Origin of the sequence: Methylocella sp. (assembly GCF_044226135.1) — a bacterium.
Taxonomy (GTDB): Bacteria; Pseudomonadota; Alphaproteobacteria; order Rhizobiales; family Beijerinckiaceae; genus Methylocapsa.
In genome coordinates this window covers 77,759-99,023 of the sequence record NZ_JBGAHM010000001.1, presented here as the reverse complement: position 1 = coordinate 99,023, position 21,265 = coordinate 77,759, and the positions used below count along the sequence as shown (strand labels likewise).

General features: G+C 67.1%; 18 protein-coding genes. 8 read left to right on the top strand and 10 right to left on the bottom strand.

What is annotated here, in order from left to right; translation table 11 throughout:
- Positions 1-3: 3 nt before the first annotated feature.
- Positions 4-1,539: an acyl-CoA carboxylase subunit beta gene (locus ACILRB_RS00500; protein ID WP_395664343.1), complete on the bottom strand. Its 1,536-nt coding sequence runs from the start codon at positions 1,537-1,539 to the stop codon at positions 4-6.
- A gap of 211 nt (positions 1,540-1,750) precedes the next feature.
- Here ACILRB_RS00500 and ACILRB_RS00495 point away from each other — a divergent pair, with 211 nt between their 5' ends.
- A complete protein-coding gene (locus tag ACILRB_RS00495; RefSeq protein WP_395664342.1) occupies positions 1,751-3,184 on the top strand; it encodes a short-chain fatty acyl-CoA regulator family protein in 1,434 nt (477 codons plus the stop codon).
- A 7-nt stretch (positions 3,185-3,191) separates the two neighbouring features.
- On the opposite strand, the gene ACILRB_RS00490 is transcribed toward ACILRB_RS00495, so the two are convergent.
- From ACILRB_RS00490 to ACILRB_RS00480, 3 genes are read right to left on the bottom strand one after another with little or no spacing between them, the layout of a single operon-like run.
- On the bottom strand, positions 3,192-4,382 hold the full coding sequence (locus ACILRB_RS00490) for an ABC transporter permease (RefSeq protein WP_395664341.1): 1,191 nt from the start codon (positions 4,380-4,382) through the stop codon (positions 3,192-3,194).
- A gap of 2 nt (positions 4,383-4,384) precedes the next feature.
- Positions 4,385-7,114, bottom strand: a complete 2,730-nt coding sequence (gene rbbA / locus ACILRB_RS00485) for a ribosome-associated ATPase/putative transporter RbbA (RefSeq protein WP_395664340.1) — start codon at positions 7,112-7,114, stop codon at positions 4,385-4,387.
- A complete protein-coding gene (locus ACILRB_RS00480) occupies positions 7,111-8,148 on the bottom strand; it encodes an HlyD family secretion protein (RefSeq protein ID WP_395664339.1) in 1,038 nt (345 codons plus the stop codon). Before ACILRB_RS00480 ends, rbbA begins: the two co-directional genes overlap by 4 nt.
- Positions 8,149-8,358: 210 nt before the next feature.
- Here ACILRB_RS00480 and ACILRB_RS00475 point away from each other — a divergent pair, with 210 nt between their 5' ends.
- Complete coding sequence (locus ACILRB_RS00475; RefSeq protein WP_395664338.1) at positions 8,359-8,931, top strand: NnrU family protein; 573 nt, start codon at positions 8,359-8,361, stop codon at positions 8,929-8,931.
- A gap of 77 nt (positions 8,932-9,008) precedes the next feature.
- Entirely contained in the window at positions 9,009-11,159 is a 2,151-nt protein-coding gene (glgX, locus tag ACILRB_RS00470; RefSeq protein WP_395664337.1) for a glycogen debranching protein GlgX, read from the top strand.
- Between the two features lie 12 nt (positions 11,160-11,171).
- Here the strand turns inward: glgX and ACILRB_RS00465 are convergent, their stop codons facing one another.
- On the bottom strand, positions 11,172-12,056 hold the full coding sequence (locus ACILRB_RS00465; protein WP_395664336.1) for a LysR family transcriptional regulator: 885 nt from the start codon (positions 12,054-12,056) through the stop codon (positions 11,172-11,174).
- Between the two features lie 92 nt (positions 12,057-12,148).
- Between ACILRB_RS00465 and ACILRB_RS00460 the strand changes: the two genes are divergently transcribed.
- Positions 12,149-12,574, top strand: coding sequence for a CidA/LrgA family protein (locus tag ACILRB_RS00460; protein ID WP_395664335.1), 426 nt, complete (start codon positions 12,149-12,151; stop codon positions 12,572-12,574).
- A 7-nt stretch (positions 12,575-12,581) separates the two neighbouring features.
- Positions 12,582-13,286, top strand: a complete 705-nt coding sequence (locus ACILRB_RS00455) for an LrgB family protein (protein WP_395664334.1) — start codon at positions 12,582-12,584, stop codon at positions 13,284-13,286.
- A gap of 16 nt (positions 13,287-13,302) precedes the next feature.
- Here the strand turns inward: ACILRB_RS00455 and ACILRB_RS00450 are convergent, their stop codons facing one another.
- The 5 genes from ACILRB_RS00450 to petA form a co-directional block, all read right to left on the bottom strand.
- On the bottom strand, positions 13,303-13,659 hold the full coding sequence (locus ACILRB_RS00450; RefSeq protein WP_395664333.1) for a DUF952 domain-containing protein: 357 nt from the start codon (positions 13,657-13,659) through the stop codon (positions 13,303-13,305).
- Positions 13,660-13,699: 40 nt separating this feature from the next.
- On the bottom strand, positions 13,700-15,433 hold the full coding sequence (locus tag ACILRB_RS00445; protein WP_395664332.1) for a lysine--tRNA ligase: 1,734 nt from the start codon (positions 15,431-15,433) through the stop codon (positions 13,700-13,702).
- Between the two features lie 170 nt (positions 15,434-15,603).
- Positions 15,604-16,473, bottom strand: a complete 870-nt coding sequence (locus ACILRB_RS00440) for a cytochrome c1 (protein ID WP_395664331.1) — start codon at positions 16,471-16,473, stop codon at positions 15,604-15,606.
- 67 nt (positions 16,474-16,540) lie between these two features.
- Positions 16,541-17,785: a cytochrome bc complex cytochrome b subunit gene (locus ACILRB_RS00435; RefSeq protein ID WP_395664330.1), complete on the bottom strand. Its 1,245-nt coding sequence runs from the start codon at positions 17,783-17,785 to the stop codon at positions 16,541-16,543.
- Between the two features lie 89 nt (positions 17,786-17,874).
- A complete protein-coding gene (gene petA / locus ACILRB_RS00430) occupies positions 17,875-18,396 on the bottom strand; it encodes a ubiquinol-cytochrome c reductase iron-sulfur subunit (RefSeq protein WP_395664329.1) in 522 nt (173 codons plus the stop codon).
- Positions 18,397-18,631: 235 nt separating this feature from the next.
- Here petA and ACILRB_RS00425 point away from each other — a divergent pair, with 235 nt between their 5' ends.
- The 3 genes from ACILRB_RS00425 to hemF all read left to right on the top strand — a co-directional run bounded on the left by ACILRB_RS00425 (position 18,632) and on the right by hemF (position 21,072).
- Positions 18,632-19,117, top strand: coding sequence for a tRNA (cytidine(34)-2'-O)-methyltransferase (locus ACILRB_RS00425; protein ID WP_395664481.1), 486 nt, complete (start codon positions 18,632-18,634; stop codon positions 19,115-19,117).
- 44 nt (positions 19,118-19,161) lie between these two features.
- Positions 19,162-19,881 carry a hypothetical protein gene (locus ACILRB_RS00420; RefSeq protein ID WP_395664328.1) on the top strand — a complete coding sequence of 240 codons (720 nt, stop codon included), beginning with the start codon at positions 19,162-19,164 and terminating at the stop codon, positions 19,879-19,881.
- Positions 19,882-20,175: 294 nt separating this feature from the next.
- Positions 20,176-21,072: an oxygen-dependent coproporphyrinogen oxidase gene (hemF, locus tag ACILRB_RS00415; protein ID WP_395664480.1), complete on the top strand. Its 897-nt coding sequence runs from the start codon at positions 20,176-20,178 to the stop codon at positions 21,070-21,072.
- The last annotated feature ends 193 nt before the right edge of the window (positions 21,073-21,265 follow it).

Sequence of the window (21,265 nt, the reverse complement as noted above, 5' to 3'; positions counted from 1 at the left end):
CCCTCAAAGCGGAATGTTGTCGTGCTTGCGCCACGGCCGTTCGGCCTTTTTCTCGCGCAGGAGGGCGAGGCCGCGGGCGAGGCGCATGCGCGTCTCCCTGGGGCGGATCACCTCGTCGACATAACCGCGTTCCGCCGCGACGAACGGAGACAGGAAGCGGTCTTCGTAGTTTTTCGTCAAGGCGGCGATCTTGTCCCTGTCGCCGATGTCGGCGCGGAAGATGATCTCGACCGCCCCTTTCGCGCCCATGACCGCGATCTGCGCCGAGGGCCAGGCGTAGTTGAGGTCGGCGCCGATGTGCTTTGAGGCCATGACGTCATAGGCGCCGCCGAAGGCCTTGCGCGTGATGACCGTGATCAGCGGCGTGGTGCATTGCGAATAGGCGAACAGCAGCTTCGCGCCATGTTTGATGAGGCCGCCATATTCCTGCGCGACGCCGGGCAGGAAGCCCGGCACGTCGACGAAGGTGACGATCGGAATGTCGAAACAGTCGCAGAAGCGCACGAAGCGCGCCGCCTTGCGCGAGGCGTCGGAGTCGAGCACGCCGGCGAGCGCCATCGGCTGGTTGGCGACGAAGCCGACCGTGCGCCCGTCGATGCGGCCGAAGCCGGTGACGATGTTCTGGGCGAAGGCGCCCTGGATCTCGAAGAAGTCGCGCTCGTCGACGGTCTTCTCGATCAGCTCCCTGACGTCATAGGGCTTGTTGGCGTTCTCGGGAACGAGCGTGTCGAGGCTCGGCTCGATCCGGTCGACGTCGTCGAAGCTCGGCCAGCGCGGCGGGCCCGAAATGTTGCTTGAGGGCAGGAAGTCGATCAGCCGGCGCACCTGCAACAGCGCCTCGAGGTCATTGTCGAAGGCCATGTCGGCGACCGACGACTTCGAGGTGTGGACCTTCGCGCCGCCAAGCTCCTCGGCGGTGACGGTCTCGTTGGTGACCGTCTTCACGACGTCGGGGCCGGTCACGAACATGTAGCTCGTGTCGCGCACCATGACGATGAAGTCGGTCATCGCCGGCGAATAGACGTCGCCGCCGGCGCAGGGGCCCATGATGACCGAGATCTGCGGGATGACGCCGGAGGCGTCGACGTTGCGGCGGAAGATCTCGGCGTAGCCGCCGAGCGCGGCGACGCCTTCCTGGATGCGCGCGCCGCCGGCGTCGAACAGGCCGACGATGGGCGCGCGCATCTTCAGCGCCATGTCCTGGATCTTGGTGATCTTGCCGGCGTGGGCCTCGCTGAGCGAGCCGCCGAACACCGTGAAATCCTTGGAGAAGATGAAGACGGCGCGCCCGTTCACCGTGCCCCAGCCGGTGACGACGCCGTCGCCGGGGATCTTCTTCTGCGTCTCCATGCCGAAGTCGACGCAGCGGTGCTCGACATACATGTCGAATTCCTCGAACGACCCCCTGTCGAGAAGCAGTTCGATGCGCTCGCGCGCGGTGAGCTTGCCCTTGGCGTGCTGGGCGGCGACGCGCCGCTCGCCGCCGCCGGCGTGCGCTTCGGCGCGACGCCTTTCGAGTTCCTCGACCACATGCCTCATGGACAATTCCTTCAGGATGGCCTCCGACCGCGGGCGGCCATGGTTCGCAAATTTTCACTCGCTTTTGGCCGGGCCTGGATCGGCCGCGGCGCGGCGCGGCAAAAGAAGCGATTTTCGTTGCACGCCGGCCTTTTGCGTTCTACGGCAGTTTCTTGAAGGATCAACGTCTATCGCGCGAATTTGCAAATATGCAAATCATTCGGATTTACAAATGAAAAAACTTTTCGCAGGCCAGATCCTGCGCCGCCGCCGCGAGGAGCTGGGCCTGCCGCAGGCCCAGACCGCCAAGCGCCTCGGCATTTCGCCGAGCTATCTCAACCAGATCGAAAGCGACCAGCGGCCGCTCACCGCGGCCATTCTGGTCGAGGTCACCCGCGTTCTCAAGCTTCAGGTCGCCGATCTCTACGACGACGGCCCAGAACGGCTCGCCGCCAATCTGCGCGAGATGCTGTCCGATCCGCTGTTTGAGGCGAGCGCCGTCGGCGCGCGCGAGCTCAAGTCGATCTGCGCCGGCGCGCCCCATCTCGTACGCGCCATGCTCGACCTGCACGCCGCCTATCGCCGCATGGAGGAGCGCTATCGCGGGCTCGACGACGCGCTGCGCTTCGGCGAGGGGGCGATCGACGCGCCGCGCCGGCCCTTCGCCTTCGACGAGGTGCGCGATTTCTTCCATTTCACGGGCAATTACGTCGACGCGCTCGATCGCCGCGCCGAAGAGCTCTCTGACCGGCTGTCCGACGCCGGGGCGACAAGCTTCGAAAGCCTCTCCGACTATGCCGCCCGCGCGCTCGGCCTGCGCGTGGTGCTTGTCGCGCCCGAAAAGGCCGGCGGCGCGGTGAGCCGCTACGCGCCGGACCTCGGCGCCCTGTTCCTCGACGCCGACCAGGAGCCGGCGACGCAGAAATTTCTGCTCGGCTGCCATGTCGCGCGGCGGACGGAGGGCGAAAGGATCGACGCGCTCGTGGAGGGCGCCCATTTCAAGAGCCAGGCGGCGGCCGACATCGCGCGGCTCGCCCTCGCCAATTATTTCGCAAGCGCGCTCGTCATGCCCTATGGCCGCTTCGCCGCCGCGGCGCGCGCCGAACGCCATGACGTCGAGCGCCTGTCGCGCCGTTTTGGGGTCAGCCTCGAACAGGTCTGCCACCGCTTCTCGACGCTGCAGCGGCCGGGGCGCGAGGGCGCGCCGTTCTATTTCCTGCGCGTCGACCGCGCCGGCAACATCACCAAGCGCCACAGCGCGACGCGCTTCCAGTTCGCGCGCTACGGCGGCGCCTGTCCGCTGTGGAACATTCACGAGGCCTTCGAGCGGCCGGGCCAGTTCCTGACCCAGGTCGCCGAAATGCCGGACGGGGTGCGCTACCTGTCGGTCGCGCGGTCGATCACGAAAAAGGGCGGCTTTTTCGGCTCGCCGCGCCGCGATTACGCGATCGGCTTCGGCTGCGAGATCGACCATGCCGCCGACCTCGTCTATTCGGACGCGATCGACTTCAAGAACCCTGCCGCGGTCGCGCGGATCGGGGTGAGCTGTCGCGTCTGCGAGCGGTCCGACTGCCGCCAGCGCGCCATGCCGCCGCTCGACGTCGCGATCAGCGTCGACGCCGACGAGCGCGGCGTCGTGCCCTATCGCATCCTCGCCGGGACGTGAGGCGCGCTCACGCCCCGAAGATCACGCGACGGAAACGGCGCAGCGCGAACAGGAAATAGGCCGAGCCGATGACGGCCATGGCGAGAATCGACGGCCACACGACCGAAAGCCCCGCGCCGCGATAAAGCACGCCCTGCGCGAAGGCGACGAAATGCGGCGTCGGGCTGATCGTCTGCATCAGCCGCGCGAGCGCGACGGGCATGCTTTCGATCGGCGTCGTGGCCCCGGAAAGAAGCTGCATGATGAGCAGCGCGGGAATGGCGAGAAGGCCGAACTGCCCCATGGTCGAGGCGATGGTGCCGAGCAGAATGCCGAGCGCCGCCACCGTGAAGACGTAAAAACAGGAGCCGCCGAGAAACAGGAGGATCGAGCCTTCGACCGGAACCTGCAGGAAGCCGCGAACGACGATCGAGAGCGAAAGCCCCGCCGCCGTCAGGATGACGGCGCCATTGGCCAGAATCTTCGCCAGCATGATCTCGGACGGCGTGACCGGCATGACCAGCAGATGCTCGACCGTGCCCTGTTCGCGCTCGCGGATCAGCGCCGCGCCGGTCAGGATCACCGTGAGCAGCGTGATGTTGTTGATCACCTGCATCACCGAGGTGAACCAGGCCGACTTCAGATTCGGGTTGTATTTGACGCGGGTCACCACATTGACGGGCGTCGCCCCCACGTCCTCGCGGCCCGAAAGCCGCCGCGCGACTTCGTTCAGGATGACGTTTTGAATGTAGATCGCGCCGTTGCCGGCCTGGGTGATGGCGGTGGCGTCGACATCGACCTGCGCCTCGGTCGGCCGCCCGGCCAGAATGTCGGCCTCGAACCTTGGCGGAATCTCGATCACGAACACGAGACGGCCCGCGTTCATCGCCGCGTCCATGTCGCGGACCGACAGCTCGACCGCCGGCTGGAACAGCGGCGGGGTGAGGGCGGCGGCGATGCTGCGCGAAAGATCCGAGCGGTCTTCGTCGACGACGCCGACGGAGAGATTCACCGCCTCGGTCGAGGCGCCTTTGGCGACAGTGTAGATGGCGACGCTGAACGCATAGATGACGAGGATCAGCATCGTCGGATCGGAGCGGATCGAGCGCAGCTCCTTGACCGAGAGGCGCCAGACGTTGGAGAGATAGGCGACGGGGCCGCGGTCTTGCGGGCGGCGCGGCGTGTCCGTTTCGGCCGGCGCGTCGTTCGCCTGCGTCATGCTCACGCCTCCTGTTTCTTGAGGAAGAGCCGGGCCGCCGCGAGGAAGACGAACGCGAAGACGCCGACCACGAGAATGTTCGTCCACAATTCGGAAAAGCCGAGCGCCTTGGTGAAAACGCCGACGCTGACCGGCTGATACCAGGCCGCCGGAAAGGACAGGCCGATGAGCCGGGCCCCGCCCGAAAGCGAGGCGACCGGCGTCATGAGGCCCGAAAAATTCACCGTGGGAATGACCGTGAGGATCGCGGTCGCGAACACCGCCGCCGCCTGCGTGCGCGTGAAGGTCGAGACGAGCTGGCCGAAGCCCGTCGTCGCCACGACGTAAAGCAGCGTCGCCGGCGCGAGCGTCGCGAACGAGCCCTTGACGGTCACGCCGAACACGAAGCGCGCCAGCAGGGTCAGCAGCAGGAAGCTGATCATGGCGACGGCGACATAGGGCGCCTGCTTGCCGATCAGAAACTCGATCTTGCTCGTCGGCGTCGCGCGAAAATTGGCGATCGAGCCGGTTTCCTTCTCGCGCACCACGGAGACCGCCGACATGATCGCCGGAATCATGGTCAGCATGAGCACGATGATGCTCGGAACCATGGCGTTGACGCTCGTGAACGCCTGATTGTAGCGAAAGCGCGTCTCGACGTTGACGTTGGTCAGGGCCGCCGCGTTGGGGCCGAGACGCTCGAGCGCGCGGCGCTTCGCATATTGCAGGGCGAGCGCGGTCACATAGCCGCGCGCGGTCTCGCCGCGAAAAGGCATGGCCCCGTCGATCACCACGATGATTTCGGGGTCGTGCGCGCTTTCGAGGTCGCGGCCGAAGCCCGGCGGGATTTCGATCGCGAGCGCGAGTTCGCCGCGCTCGAAACGCGCGTCCATTTCGCGCGCCGAGCGGATCGGCGGCTGCTCCTGAAAATAGCGCGAGCCCGAAAAGGCTTCGAGCAGCTCGCGGCTTTCGGGCGTGCGGTCCTGATCGAAGGCGGCGTATTTCAGATTCTCGACGTCGAACGAAATCCCGTAGCCGAAAGCCAGCATCAGGATCAGCGGCCCGACGAGCGCGAAGGTCAGCCGGATCGGATCGCGCAGAAGCTCCGTCGTCTCGCGCCGCGCATAGGCCCAGAGGCGGCGCGCGTCGAAGCGTTTCGTCTTCGCCCCGGCCGCCGGCGTCGACCTCAGGGCCGGCGCCTGCGGCGCATCCGCCCGCATCCCTTCGGCGTCTTCGAGATAGCCGATGAAGGCGTCTTCGAGGTCATGCGCGCCGCGATCCGCGACGATTTCGCGCGGCGCGCCGACGACAAGCACCTTGCCGGCGTGCATCAGCGAAATGCGGTCGCAACGCTCGGCCTCGTTCATGAAATGGGTCGAAAGGAAGATGGTCACGCCGTCGTCGCGCGAGAGGTCGATCAGGGTCCGCCAGAAATTGTCGCGGGCGATCGGATCGACGCCCGACGTCGGCTCGTCGAGGATCAGCATCGCCGGGCTGTGCAGCACGGCGACCGCGAGCTGCAGCCGCTGCTTGACGCCGAGCGGCAGGGAGTCGGGACGCTCATCGGCGACGGATTTGAGGTCGTAGCGCTGGAACAGCTCCTCGACGCGGCCCGCGATTCTGTCCGAAGGCAGATGGTAGAGATGCGCGTGCAGCTCGAGATTCTGCCGCACCGTCAGTTCGGCGTAGAGCGAGAAGGATTGCGACATGTAGCCGACGTTGCGGCGAAGCTCGATGTCGTCGGAGCCGATGGGGCGCCCGAACAGTTCGGCCGTTCCCTCGCTCGCGGGCAGCAGGCCGGTCAACATTTTCATGGTGGTCGACTTGCCGCAGCCGTTCGAGCCGAGAAAGCCGAAGATTTCGCCGCGCGCGATGCGGAAGCTCACATGGTCGACGGCGACGAAATCGCCGAAACGCCGCGTCAGCCCTTCGGCGACGATCGCCGGCGACGCGTCGGGGTCCGCGACGCGCGGGCGCAGGACCACAGGCTGGTGCTGCGCGCGCTTGTCGTCGGGCAGCAGCGCGATGAAGGCGTCTTCGAGCGTCGCGGCCTGCGCCTGCGCCATCAGCGCGCGCGGCGCTCCCGAGGCGATGAGCCTGCCGCCGTCCATCGCCGCGAGCCAGTCGAAGCGGGCGGCCTCGTCCATATAGGCCGTGGCGACGATCACGCTCATGTCTGGCCGGCGACCGCGGATCGCGGCGATCAGGTCCCAGAACTGGCGCCGCGACAGCGGATCGACGCCGGTCGTCGGCTCGTCGAGGATCAGAAGCTCGGGATCATGCATCAGCGAGCAGCAGAGGCTGAGTTTCTGCTTCATGCCGCCCGAGAGCTTGCCGGCCGGGCGGTCCTCGAAGGGGTCGAGCCCCGTCGCCCGCAACAACTCGTCCATGCGCGCCCGTCGTTCGACCGCGGGCTGGCCGAACAGGCGGCCGAAGAAGTCGATGTTCTCAAAGACCGTGAGGGTCGGATAGAGGTTGCGGCCAAGCCCCTGCGGCATGTAGGCGACGCGCGCGCAGTTCTCGAAACGCAGCTTCGCGTCGTTCATGTCGTCGCCGAAGACCTCGACCGTTCCGTCCTGAATGGTCCGCACGCCGGCGACGAGGCCGAGCAGGGTCGACTTGCCGACGCCGTCGGGGCCGATCAGCCCGACCATGCGGCTTGCGGGAATTTCGAGCGTCACGCCGTCGAGCGCGCGCGACCGGCCGTAGCGGTGCGAGACGGCCGCAAGCCTGACGACGGCCGCGGCGCTCATTGCGGCAGCTTGACCTGAAGATCGGCCGGCCATTCGACCTTCGGGGACAGGCGCACGAAGCCGACGCCGCGCACGCCGGTCTTGACCTGCCTGTGGTATTTTTCGAGCACCTTCGGGTCGATCTGCAGCTTGACGCGGAACATGAGCTTTTCCCGCTCGTCCGCCGTCTCGACGCTTTTCGGCGTGAATTGCGCGTCGGTCGCGACAAAGCTCACCTTCGCCGGAATCACATATTCGGGCACGGGATCGGCGATGATGCGCGCCTCGTCTTCGAGCGTCAGCTTGCCGGCGTCGGCCGCCGGCAGGTAGATCGTCATATAAACGTCCTGCAGGTCGAGGATCGTCAGGATGCGCTGTCCCGGCGCCACGACCTCGCCCGCGCGGGCGAGCCGATATTGCACGCGCCCCGTGCGCGGCGACACGAGCGTCAGGTCGACGATCACGGCTTCGAGCCGCTGCACCTCGGCTTCCGCCGCCTCGATGGCGAATTGCGCCTGCTCGCGCTGCGCCTGCGCGGCGCGGTCCGCGGCCTGCGCCGCCTCATATTTGTTGCGCCGCTGATCGACGATCTGTTGCGTGATGTTGCCGCGCGCGACAAGGGTCTGGCCGCGTTCGAGGTCGGTGCGCGCGAAGTCGAGGTCGCTCTTGCGCTGGGCGATCAGCGCCAGCGCTTCGGCGAGCGCCTGCTTCGCCTTCAAAACGTTTGCCTGGGCCTGGCGGAGCTGCGCTTCATATTCGGGCGAGGCGATCTTGCCGACCACCTCGCCGGCGGTCACTTCGTCGCCTTCGTTGACGGCCAGCGTCTCGATGCGGCCGCCATATTTCGCCGCCACGTCGACCTGGGTCGCTTCGATGCGGCCGTTGGATTTGACCAGTCCGGCGGGCATGCTCTGGCCACGCAGTCGCTCGATCAGCGAGCGCATGAAATTTCCGGGACGCAAGCCCTGGTCGTCGTCCTGCGCGCGGGCGCCCGAAAGCGGCGTGGCGACGACAAGGGCCAGGGCCAGAACGACGACGGGACGATGACGTTTCATGGGCGGATTCCGTCGCGCTGACGCAGCGTTCATCGCCAGGCAGGGGGAAGCCTCGCGGCGCCGTTCTGCGGCGCGGCGCAGCGTCGTCAGGCCGGTCAGCCTTGTCAAGGCCGCCGCGTCATTCAGGCTTTTCGCCGTCGCGTCCGCTTCATGCTAGGAAGCGAGACTTTCGCCGGGCCTCGCGCGGCGCGTTTGCTTCAAGGGCGGACCATGTCGACACTCATTCTTGGGCTGATCCTGTTTTTTGGCGTCCATGTTTTCAGCACCCTGCGCGGACCGCGCGCCGAAGCGATCGCGCGCTTCGGCGAACAGGGTTACAGGCTCGGCTACACGACGCTTGCCGCGCTCGGCCTCGTTCTCATCGTCTGGGGCTTCGGCCGCTATCGGCAGGACGGGATGATTCCGGTCTGGGATCCGCCGCATTGGACGCGCCACCTGACGATTCTCCTGATGTGGTTCGCCTTCGTGGCGCTTGCGGCCTCGGGCAAGCGCCCGAGCCGCATCCGCGGCTGGCTGCGCCATCCGATGCTCGTCGGGGTCAAGATCTGGGCGCTGGCGCATCTTCTCGTCAACGGCGATCTCGGCGGCATGATCCTGTTCGGCTCCTTTCTGGCCTTCGCGTCCTATGACCGCGTCGCGGTCAAGCGGCGCGGCGACGCAGGCGCGCCGCGGATCGACGCCTTCACGCGCGCCGACGCCATGATCGTGAGCGGCGGAACGCTCGCCTATGTGGCCATGATCTTCCTGCACCCTTATGTGATCGGCGTTCCCGCGCTCGGATGAGACGCCGGCACGAAACTCGCTAGCCGGGCGCGAAGGGGTTCTCGCCCGAAAACCAAACCGTCCAACCGGAGGCTGGCATGGCGTCCACGATCAAGTCGCGCCTGAAGGAGGGCTTGCCGTATCCGATCGGCGCGACATGGGACGGGAAGGGCGTCAATTTCGCCCTGTTCTCGGCCAACGCCACGAAGGTCGAGCTGTGCCTGTTCGACGCGCAGGGCGAGACGGAACTCGAGCGCGTCGTCTTGCCGGAATACACCGACCAGATCTTCCATGGCTGGCTGCCGGACATCGGGCCGGGGCAGGTCTATGGCTATCGCGTGCACGGCCCTTATGAGCCCGACGCCGGCCACAGGTTCAACCCGACGAAGCTGCTGCTCGACCCCTACGCCAGGGCGCATGTCGGCGAGTTGACATGGGACCCGGCGCTGTTTGGCTACGCCATCGGCCACAAGGACGAAGACCTGTCCTTCGACGAGCGCGACAGCGCGCCCTTCATGCCGAAATCCGTCGTCGTCGATCCTGACTTCGACTGGCGCGGCCAGCCGCGGCGCAATCCCGTCCCCTGGGACCGCGCCATACTCTACGAGACGCATGTGCGCGGCTACACCATGCTCCACCCCAAGGTGCCGGAGCGGCTGCGCGGCACCTACGCCGGCCTCGGACACAAGGCGGTCGTCGACTACATCAAGTCGATCGGCGTCACCTCCGTCGAGCTCCTGCCGATCCACAGCTTCGTCAATGACGATCATCTCTTGCAAAAGAAGCTTGTCAACTACTGGGGCTACAACACCATAGGATTCTTCGCGCCGCAGCAGCGTTACGCCGCCGACCGGGCGAACTGCCTGCGCGAATTCAAGGAGATGGTGTCGCGCTTCCACGACGCCGGGCTCGAGGTCATCCTCGACGTCGTCTACAACCACACGGCCGAAGGAAACGAACGCGGGCCGACGCTCTCCTTCAAGGGCGTGGACAATGCGTCATACTACAGGCTCCCGCCCGACCAGAAGCGTTTCTATGTCAATGACACCGGCACGGGCAACACCGTCAATTTGTCTCATCCCCGCGTGATCCAGATGGTCACCGACAGCCTGCGCTACTGGGTCAACGAAACTCACGTCGACGGCTTCCGCTTCGACCTCGGCACCATTCTCGCGCGCGAGCCGAACGGCTTCGACAACCAGTCCGGCTTCCTCAAGGCGTGCAGCCAGGACCCGGTGCTCGAGACGGTGAAGCTCATCGCCGAACCATGGGACTGCGGGCCGGGCGGCTATCAGGTCGGCGCCTTTCCGCCCGGCTGGTCGGAATGGAACGACAAGTTCCGCAACGTCGTGCGCGACTTCTGGCGCGGCGAGGCCCGCGCCGGCGAGATCGCGCCGCGCCTGCTCGCCTCGCCGGCCGAATTCGACCATCAGGGCCGCAAGCCCTGGGCGTCGGTGAACTTCGTCACGGCGCATGACGGCTTCACCCTCAACGACGTCGTCTCTTATAATGACAAGCATAATGAGGCAAACGGAGAAGAGAACAGGGACGGCGCCGACGACAACCGCTCCTTCAACCATGGCTCCGAAGGCCCCACGGACGACGCCGAGATCAACAGGGTCCGCGACCGACAGATCCGCAACATGCTCGCCACGCTGCTGCTCAGTCAGGGCTGCCCCATGGCCCTCGCCGGCGACGAATTCGGCCGCACGCAGCAGGGAAACAACAACGCCTATTGCCAGGATGACGAAATCTCGTGGGTCGACTGGAGTTCCGGAGAGCGTGGGCTTGCGCTCATCCGCTTCTTCGCCCGCGTCACGGCGCTGCGCCAGCGCTTTCCGATCCTGCGCCGCGGCCGCTTCCTCACCGACGCCTATAATGAGGAGCTCGACATCAAGGAGCTGACCTGGGTCAACGCCGCGGGCGGCGAGATGCAGGAAGGCGACTGGGGCGGCGCGCAGTGCTTCGGCCTGATGCTCGACGGCCGCGCGCAGCCGACCGGCATCAGGAAGCGCGGCGAGGACGCCACGATCCTGATGATCTTCAACGCCTGGAGCGACGTCGTCGAATTCGTGCTGCCGAGCCAGGGCGGGGCGGACCAGCACTGGACCCTGATGATCGACACCAATTTGCCGACCGCCGATCTCGAAAAGGAGGACAAGACCTTCCGCTTCGGCCAGACCTACGCCGTCACCGGACGCTCGTTCCTGATGCTCGCGCTCGTGCCCGACGACGTCGCGAAGACATGACGCAAGCCTGACTCAAGCGTGCTCGGCGACCTTGTGCCCGCGGGCGAGGTCGAGCCAGGCGCGCGCCGCGGCCGGCAGATAGCCGCCGCTACGCCAGGCGAGCGCCATGCGCCATTGCGTGCCCGGCTCGTCGAGCAGGACCGCGCGCGTTCCGTCGCGCTCGGCGGCCATCAGCCGCGGCAGGAAGGCGACGCCGAGACCCGCGGCCACAAGCTCGACCACGAAATCGATCTGCGCGCTGCGGGCGGCGATCGTCGGCGTGAAGCCATGGCGCGCGCAGGCGTCGAGGATCATGTGGTTGATGGCGAAACCGCTCTCGAACAGAATGAAGGGCGCGTCCTTGAGCTGCGGCAACCCGACGCCGGCCCGTCCGGCGAGCGCGTGGCCCTGCGGCAGGATCGCCGCCAGCGGATCGTCGCGGACCTCCTGCCATTCAAAATCGTCCGAGACCGGCAGAAGCACGGCGGCAAGGTCGATCTCGCCGGCCGCGAGCATTTCTTCGAGGCGCTTGCTGCCCGTTTCGGCGAGGCGGATGTCGACGCCCGGATAACGGGCGCGAAAGCTCGCAAACAGCGGCGCGAACAGAAGCGCGCTGCCGATCGGCGGCAGGCCGAGCCGCAGCACGCCGCGCTTCAGGCCGCGCAATTCGTCGAGCTCGGCGACGGCGTCGTCGCGCAGCGCCAGCATGGCCAGCGCGCGGCGGTACAGAATGTCGCCGGCCGAGGTCGGCCGCGCGCGATGGCCGAGCCGGTCGATCAGCACGACGCCGAGCTCGTCCTCAAGCTGCTTGACCGCCTTGCTGACGGTCGGCTGGCTGGCGTTGAGCGTCTTGGCCGCGGCCGAAAAGCCGCCGGCGCGGACGGTCTCGACAAAGGCGCGAAGCGTTCTCAGATCCATATCATTCTCTTATTGAATTATATCTATAAAATCAATTCATTTTTGTTATGCTGCGGCGCGGTGTATTTTTCGTTGCGTCAGGAGAAGCCGCCATGTCGATCCGTCCCGCCGCCTCCTTCAAAGCCGCCGTCCGCAACAGCCGCGTCTTTCAGACAGGCCTTCTCGCCGGCTTCTGGCTGTTTGGACAGACGGCGGCGCACATCCTTCATCTGCCGCTTCCCGGCGGGGTCGTGGGCCTGTTCGCGGCGCTGCTCCTTTTGGCCAGCGGCCGGCTTCGCCTCGACAGCGTGCGGCGCGGCGCCAACCTGCTGCTCGCCGAAATGCTGCTGTTTTTCGTGCCGGCGGTCATGGCCGTGCTCGACCATCGCGAATTCGTCGGGCTTCTCGGCCTCAAGGTCATGGCCGTCATCCTGACGGGAACCTTGTGCGTCATGGCCGTCACCGCGCTCGTCGTCGATCTCGGCGCGCGCTGGAGCGCCCGCCAGCGCGGGGCGGAGGCCTGCGTCCGTGTCGGCTGAGCCCTCCTTGATCTCAAACCCGCTCATTGCGGGCGTCGTCTGGTCCGGCGCGACCTTTGCCGCCTATCTCGCGGCGAAAGCCGTCTACCGGCGCCGTCCGCGCTGGTATCTGTCGCCGCTCGCCGTCGCGCCCGCGCTTTTGCTGCTGCCTGCCGTCCCGCTGGGGGTCCATTACCGCGACTATATCGGCGGCGCGCACTGGATCCTGATGATGCTTGGTCCGGCGACGGTCGCCTTCGCCGCGCCGATCTATGAGCAGCGCGCGCTCATCCGGCGCTGCTGGCCGGTTCTGCTCGTCGGCGTCGTCGCCGGCAGCGTGGCGGCGATGGCCAGCGCCTGGGCCATGGCGAGCCTCCTCGGCGTCTCGGGCGATCTGCGCCTCAGCCTGCTGCCGCGGTCCATGAGCACGCCTTTCGCCATGTCGGTGTCGGCCGACATCGGCGGCGCGCCGGACCTGACCGCCGTCTTCGTGATGATCACCGGCGTATGCGGCGCGGCGCTCGGCGAGGCGATGCTGAAGTTCATGCCGCTGCGCACGGCGCTGGCCCGCGGCGCCATGTTCGGCATGGGCGCGCATGGGGCGGGCGCGGCGCGCGCGCGTGAAATCGGCGCGGAGGAAGGCTCGATCGCCGGGCTGACCATGGTGCTGGCGGGGCTGTGCAACGTTCTCGTCGCGCCGCTTCTGGCCTTCAGCCTGCACGCGGCGGCCTGACGCGGCGCCGGGCGCGTCAGCCTTTCGGCTTCGGGACGAGCCCTGAAAAATCATGGCCGCCCACGCCGTTCGACGGCAGCCGCTTGACGCTGACGATCGAGTCGAAGGGCAGGGGGCTGTAAAGGTGCGGAAAGGCCGCGCCGCCGCGCGAAGGCTCGTAGCGCAGCGCGTCGCCGAGCTTGCGCGGGTCGACGGCGATCAGCACCAGGCCGCGCTGGCCGGCAAAATGCCGCCGCGCGGTTTCTTCCACCTGCGCCGCGGTCGAAAAATGAATGAAGCCGTCCTTGGCGTCGATCTCCGCGCCCTGGAACCGGCCACGGTCCTGCGCCTTGCGCCAAAGCGCGGCGGGCGCAATCTTGTAGATCAGCTCCATTCGGGGACATGCCTCCCTGCGCCGCCTCGGCGGCGTCAAATTACGCGCGACGGCTCGCCAGAAAGTCCGCATGGCGTGTGACAAGGGCGCCGCTCAGCGCGTCGGCGACAAGGCGGCGCGTCTCGGCGGGCCCATAGAGCGCCGCGAAGGAGCCGAAACGCGGCCCGCGGCTCTCGCCGAGCAGCACCCCATAAAGCATATTGAAGAAATCGTTCGAGACGCCGGGCCGCTCCGGCGTCGCGCCCTTGGCGTTGAGATCCTGATAGCGCGGGATCTTGCGCGCCAGATCGTAAAGCGCGTTCTGGATCGCCTCGGCGCCGGCGTCGGGCGGAAGCTCCGCCAGCATGGCGTCGAGCGCGGCGAGCGCGCCGCGCTCGACCTCGTCGGGCGCGCGATAGCTCTTCGCCGGCCGCACGAAATCACGGAAATAACGCACGGCGTAGCCGACGAGCGCGTCGAGCCGCGGATGGGTCTCTGGCGACGCGTCGGGCGCATAGCGGCGCAGAAAACCCCAGAGCACCTGGGGATCCTCGCTGTTCGCCACGGCGGCGAGATTGAGCAGCATGGCGAAGGTGACCGCCGTTCCCTTCTCGCCGGCGCCGATGGTCTCGGGCGCGGGGGGGCGGCCGGCGTGGATGTGCCAGACCGGATTGCCGAGCCGCTCCCGCGCCGCCTGGCGCGGGAAGGCGTCGAGGAAGCCCAGATAATCGTCGACCGCGCGCGGGATGACGTCGAAATGAAGCCGCTTGGCCGCCGTCGGCTTCTGGTACATGAAAAGCGAAAGGCTCTCCGGGCTGGCGTAGGTCAGCCACTCCTCGATGGTGAGGCCGTTGCCTTTCGACTTCGAGATCTTCTGACCCTTGTCGTCCAGGAACAGCTCGTAGTTGAAGCCTTCGGGCGGCGTCCCGCCGAGCGCGCGGCAGATGCGGCTCGACAGCTTGACCGAGTCGATGAGGTCCTTGCCGGCCATCTCATAGTCGACGCCGAGCGCGAACCAGCGCATCGCCCAGTCGGCTTTCCACTGGCATTTGACGCGCCCGCCGGTGACAGGCGTTTCGACCTTCTCGCTGGTCTCGGGGTCGACATAGACGATCGTCCCGCGCCGCATGTCGCGCTCGACGACGGGCGCCTGAAGCACCTTGCCGGTCCGCTCGCTGACAGGCAGAAACGGGGAATAGGTCGCGCGCCGGTCGGGGCCGAGCGTCGGCAGGATGATCTCCATCACTTCGTCGTAGACGGCGAGCATGCGCAGCAGCGTCTCGTCGAAGCGGCCCGACAGATAATAGTCGGTCGAACTCGCGAACTCATAGTCGAAGCCGAAGCGGTCGAGAAAGGCGCGCAGGCGGGCGTTGTTGGCGGCTCCGAACGAGCCGTGCGGGCTCCCGAACGGGTCCGGCACCCTGGTCAGCGGCGCGCCGAGATGGGCTTCGAGCGCGGCCCGGTTCGGCACGTTGTCGGGGACCTTGCGCAGCGCGTCCATGTCGTCGGAGAAGGCGAGAAGGCGCGTGCTGACGGCGTCGCCGGTCAGGAGCCGGAAAGCGCGGCGCACCATGCTGGTGCGCGCCACTTCGCCAAAGGTGCCGATGTGCGGCAGGCCGGACGGACCATAGCCGGTCTCGAACAAAACCTCGCGCGTGCCCGAAGCCTCGATCCGCCCAAGCAGCTTGCGCGCCTCCTCGAACGGCCAGGCGGCGGATTTCAGCGCGGCCTCGCGCAGGTCTGCGGGGTCCTGCGCGCCCAGCGCGGCGATGTCGGCTTCGGCGCCGGTCGGCATTTTGCGGTTCCAGTCTCAGCTTGCAAAGGCGCGCCGCTGCGAAAGCGCGAAAAAGCTGCGTGCCAGATCGCGCGCCGCGCCGCAAGCGCGACATTGCGGAGGAAGGCCGGCGCAAAGAAAAAGCGGCGGATCGCGCCGCCGCTTTGACGTTTCTTGCGAGACGGCGCCGGCTAGTGCGGCCCGACCCTGGCCCAGAGCCGCTTCTTGATGGCGTAGAGCAGGCTCGCGAAGACGATCAGATAGATGATCACCGCGAAGCCCATCGCCTTGCGCGGCTCGAGCTTGGGCTCGGCCGTCCACATCAGGAACGCCGCGACGTCGGTCGCATATTGCTCCTTGGTCTGGGGCGAGCCGTCAGAATAGGTCACGACGCCGTCGGCGAGCGGCGGGGGCATGGCGATGCGATGGCCCGGGAAGACGGCGTTATAGTTCGGATCGTCTTCCTTGGTGTAGCCGAGCAGCAGCGCGTGGATATAGTCCGGGCCGCCTTCCTGATACTGGGTGAAGGCGTCGATGATGAAGCCCGGGAAGCCCGAGTGGACGTCGCGCGCCTTGGCCATCACCGACAGATCCGGCGGAATGGCGCCGAGCGCCGCGCGCGCGGCCTGCGGATTGGCGAAGGGCGAGGGGAAGTAATCCGAGGCCCGGCCCGGACGCTCGAACATTTCGCCGGCGTCGTTCGGCCCGTCCTTGATCTGGACAGTCGCGGCGAGCGCCTTGACCTCGGCTTCGGAGAAGCCCGGGCCATGCGAGGAGGCGAGGTCGCGGAAGGCGACGAAGCGCATCGAATGGCAGGTCGAGCAGACTTCCTTGTAGACCTGATAGCCGCGCTGCAGCTGGGCCCGGTCGAAGCGCCCGAACGGGCCGCGGAACGACCATTTCTGGCGTTCGATATGCGGATGGGAGGGCGTCTCGTCCGCAGCGCCGCCGGGAATGTTGTCGGCGCGGGAGACGGCCGGCGCGGCGACCGTCAGCGCGAGGGCGAGGACGCCGGCGAGGGCGGCTCCGGCGCCTGCTGCGGCTTTGCTGCGAAGCGACATGTCTGAATTCCTTTTGGACACGATCGTCGGATCGAGAGGGGCGGGGCGGCTCATGAGCGTCTCGCGATCAGTGAGCCGCCGCCACGGACTTCGAGTCCGCGAGCACGGCGTCCGCGATGGTGGCCGGCAGGGGCTTCGTCGGTTCGAAACGGCTGAGAAGCGGCAGAATGACGAGGAAGTGGAAGAAATAATAGGCGGTCAGGATCTGGCCGGCGACGACGAAGCCGCCTTCCGGGGGCTGTGAGCCGATGTAGCCGAGAAGGACGGCGCAGGCGACCCAGATCCAGAAGAACAGCTTGAACAGGGGCCGGTAGACCGCCGACTTCACCTTGGAGGAGTCGAGCCAGGGCAGGACGGCGACGACGAGAATGGCGCCGAACATGGCGAGGAAGCCGCCGAGCTTGGAGGGCACCGAACGCAGGATCGCGTAGAAGGGCAGGTAGTACCACTCCGGCACGATATGCGCGGGCGTCACCAGCGGGTTGGCCTCGATGTAATTGTCCGCGTGGCCGAGGTAGTTGGGAATATAGAAGGTGAAGTAGGCGTAGAAGATCAGGAAGACCGTGAGCGCGAGGCCGTCCTTGACCGTGAAATAGGGATGGAAGGGCAGGGTGTCCTTCTCGGATTTCGGCTCGACGCCGGTCGGGTTGTTCGAGCCCGGCACGTGCAGCGCCCAGATATGCAGGCCGACGACGCCGGCGATCATGAAGGGCAGCAGGTAATGCAGGGCGAAGAAGCGGTTCAGCGTCGGATTGTCGACCGAGAAGCCGCCCCACAGCCAGGTGGTGATGGCGTCGCCGACGACCGGAATGGCCGAGAACAGGCTGGTGATGACGGTCGCGCCCCAGAAGCTCATCTGGCCCCAGGGCAGCACATAGCCCATGAAGGCGGTGGCCATGGAGAGCAGATAGATCACGAAGCCGATCAGCCACAGCACTTCGCGCGGCGCCTTGTAGGAGCCGTAGTACATGCCGCGCAGGATGTGGATGTACATGGCGATGAAGAACATGGACGCGCCGTTGGCGTGCCAGTAGCGCATCAGCCAGCCGTAGTTCACGTCGCGCATGATGCGCTCGATCGAGTCGAACGCCAGCGTCACATGCGGCGTGTAGTGCATCACCAGCACCACGCCGGTGACGATCTGCGACACGAGCAGGAACGCGAGAATGCCGCCGAAGGTCCACCAATAGTTAAGATTGCGCGGATTGGGGAAGACCACGAAGGAGGAATGCGCGAGGCCGAGAATGGGAAGTCGGCTCTCAAGCCATTTCGCGACCGCATTCTTCGGGACGTAGGTTGATTGTCCGCTCATGCTCTCGTCTCTGTCGGAATGGGCCGCGTCGGCGGGCGACGCGTCAGGGTGTCTTGAAGAAGAAGGGAGGCTTCGTTTCGCCTGGCCGGTCAGCCGATGACGAGCTTGGTCTCGGCGGCGAATCGATAGGGCGGGACGACCAGATTGGCCGGCGCGGGCCCCTGGCGGATGCGGCCCGAGGTGTCGTAGACGGAGCCGTGGCAGGGGCAGAACCAGCCATGGTAGGGGCCTTCATGGCCGAGCGGCACGCAGCCGAGATGGGTGCAGATGCCGATCACGACGAGCCATTCCGGCTTTTGCACGCGCGACTGGTCGGTCGCCGGATCCTTGAGCTCGTTGAGCGGAGTGTCCTCGGCCGTCTTGATCTCGACAGGCGTGCGGTGCGAGATGAAAATCGGCTTGCCGCGCCATTTCACGGTCATGATCTGTCCGACGGGGACGCCGGCGATGTCGACTTCGAGCGTTCCGGCGGCGAGCGTCGAGGCGTCCGGGCTCATCTGGGAAATCAGCGGCCAGACGGTGGCGCCGACGCCGACCGCGCCCACGGCTGCGGTCGCGAGATACAGAAAATCGCGGCGGGTCGGCTCAGTCGCCGTAATCGCTTCAGCCATGTCATCCTCGAACTGGCGCGGCGCCCGCCCCGCGAACGCCTGAAATTTTGTAATCGGACTAATCAACCGAGTAGAAAGAATCAACGCCGCTGGTCAAGGTGTGACGCTTCGCCGCCAGCTTTTTTTAGTCTAATCATAAAGGCGCATTTTGCGCCGGAGCGCGGCGCCGGCGACCATTTCCGTGACCGAACCTCCCGATCAAGACCTGACCCTTCCTGACCCGACCCTTCCAGACCTGACGCTCGCGCTCTATCAGCCTGACATCGCGCAGAACGCCGGGACCATCCTGCGCATGTGCGCTTGCCTCGGGCTTGACGCGGCGATCGTCGAACCCGCGGGCTTTCCGACCTCCGACCGCCATTTCCGGCGCGCGGGAATGGATTATCTCGATCATGTCGCGCTGCGGCGCCATGCCTCCTACGACGCGTTCGATCTCTGGCGGCGCGCGGCCGGGCGGCGGCTCGTGCTGCTCACGACCAAGGCCGGGCAAAGCTGCTTCGACTTCTCCTTTCGCCGCGGCGACGTGTTGTTGCTCGGGCGCGAATCGGCCGGCGCGCCGGAGCGGGTCCACGCCGACGCCGACGCGCGCCTGCGCGTGCCCATGGTTCAGGGCCTGCGCTCGCTCAATGTCGCCGTCGCGGCGGCGATGGCCGTGGGCGAGGCGACGCGGCAGCTGCGCCACGTGCCCCGACGCACTGACGACAGGGTGAACGAAACGTAAATTTCCCGCCGTTCCCCAATGCGCGACGGACGCGGGAGGCGGGCATGGCGAAGGAAGACGGGCGTCCTGGTTTCGGCGAATGTTTCGAGGCCGCGTGCGGACTCGTCCGCTCGGGTCTTCTCGTGGGCGCGGGAGCGGCGGCGCTGACTCTGTTCCTGACCCAGTTCGGCGCGCTGAAGGGCGCGGCCGGAGAGCTTTTGGCCCGCGCGGGCTCGGTGACGCAGGTCGAGGTCGCGGGCGTCAAGATCGCGCTCGACCGCGACGAGGTCGCCGCCGCGCTGGGGCGGTTCCGGCCGGCCGACGCCGCGCGTCTCGCGGGGCCGGCGCTCAAGGCGATCGGGAGCCTCGACCCGGCGCATTTCGTGCGTTTCATGCAGGTCGGCGTGCTCGAGGCGACCTGCGAATATGAGCGTCCGACGGCGCAGATGCGGACCGCCGTGGCGCTCGACTACGGACTCGTCGAAATGGGCCTGACCGAGATCGCGCGGAGCGTGGGCGCGCTGGAGACGGCGCGCGAAGCGCAGGCGCGCGCGGCCGCGCAGGGGCTCGAATGGGACATCGGCGCCCCGCGGGAGTGCTACGACGCGCGGCTGACCCCGCTCGGTCATGACGTGCGCACGGCGCTGACGCAAAGCTTCAAGGCGGCGTTCAGGAACAATGACGGCGCGCCTAAGGACGAGGGCGCGGGCGCACGCGTCGTGAAGGCGCCCTACAGCGGCGGCGCGCCCGGCGAACGGCTGCGCGAGGCGGCGCTCGGCGACTGACAAGGCGCGCGGGCTCAGGCGGCGTTCTTTGATTCTTCTCATGTCATTCGACGTGGCCGCAGTCCTCCGATGTGAACGCTCCGCCGCCCTCGCCGGGCGGCTGGCCGACTGTTTGGGCGACGAAATCCGGGCGCCCCGGGCCTTCGCGGCCATTCAATTGATCCGCCGCAATCTTGCGCCGGCCTGATCGGCTATATTAGGAACCGCGCGGCGCCTTGGCGGCGCTGCGCGAAGCGGAGCCGCGGCGCGCGCTCCGTTTCGGCGAGGCTTCAGTTGGACGGTCGGGCAGACGGCATGATCGAGGCGACGATCAGCGAGCGAAGGAGGGCCGAGGCGCGCGCCTGGTTCGAATCGCTCCAGCGCGAGATCGTCGCGATCTTCGAGGAGATCGAGCGCGACGCGCCCGGACCCTTCGCCCGGCCCGACATGGCGCCCGGACGCTTCGAGCTGAAGCCCTGGACGCGTGAAGCCGGCGGCGGCGGGCTCATGGCCACGCTGCGCGGCCGCGTCTTTGAAAAGATGGCGGTCCACACCTCCACCGTGCATGGCGAGTTCACGCCGGATTTCGCGGCGCATGCGCCAGGCGCCGCCGAAGACCCGCGCTACTGGGCCTCGGGCGTCTCGCTGATCGCCCATCCCTGGAATCCCAACGTTCCCTGCGTCCATATGAATACGCGCTTCGTCGAAACGACGAAGGCCTGGTTCGGCGGCGGCGCGGATCTGACGCCCGTGCTCGACCGCCGTCGCGTCCAGGACGATCCGGACACGCAGGCGTTTCATGCGGCCTTCGCGAAAGCCTGCGAAGATGGCGCGCCGATCGCCGATCATGCGCGCTTCAAGGCGTGGTGCGACGATTATTTCTTCCTGAAGCACAGGAACGAGCCGCGCGGCGTCGGCGGGATTTTCTTCGACTATCTCGAATGTCCGCCCGAGAGCGCCGAGACTTTCGCCGCGACCTTCGATTTCGTCAGGCAGGTCGGCCTCGCCTTCGCCGCGGTCTATCCGGCGATCGCGCGCAGGAATTACGGTCTGCCGTTCACGGCGGCCGACCAGGGCGAGCAGCGCGTCCGGCGCGGCCGTTACGTCGAGTTCAACCTTCTCTACGACCGCGGCACGACGTTCGGGCTGCGGACCGGCGGCAATGTCGAAGCGATCCTGTCTTCGCTGCCGCCGACCGTCGAGTGGCCCTGACGGCCGCTCGGCGAAACAGGCGACAGACGGCCGTCCGGAGGCGTTCGCCCTTCGCGCGGGCGGGCGTCCGCGGGGGTTCGGCTCGGCCGCGTCCGCGCTTGAGGTTTCTGGCGCGTGTCACGGGCGCAGGTAGGCTCTGCGCCGCGACGTGCGTCACGCAGGCGGGGGCGGACGAATGGGTAGGCTCCGTTCG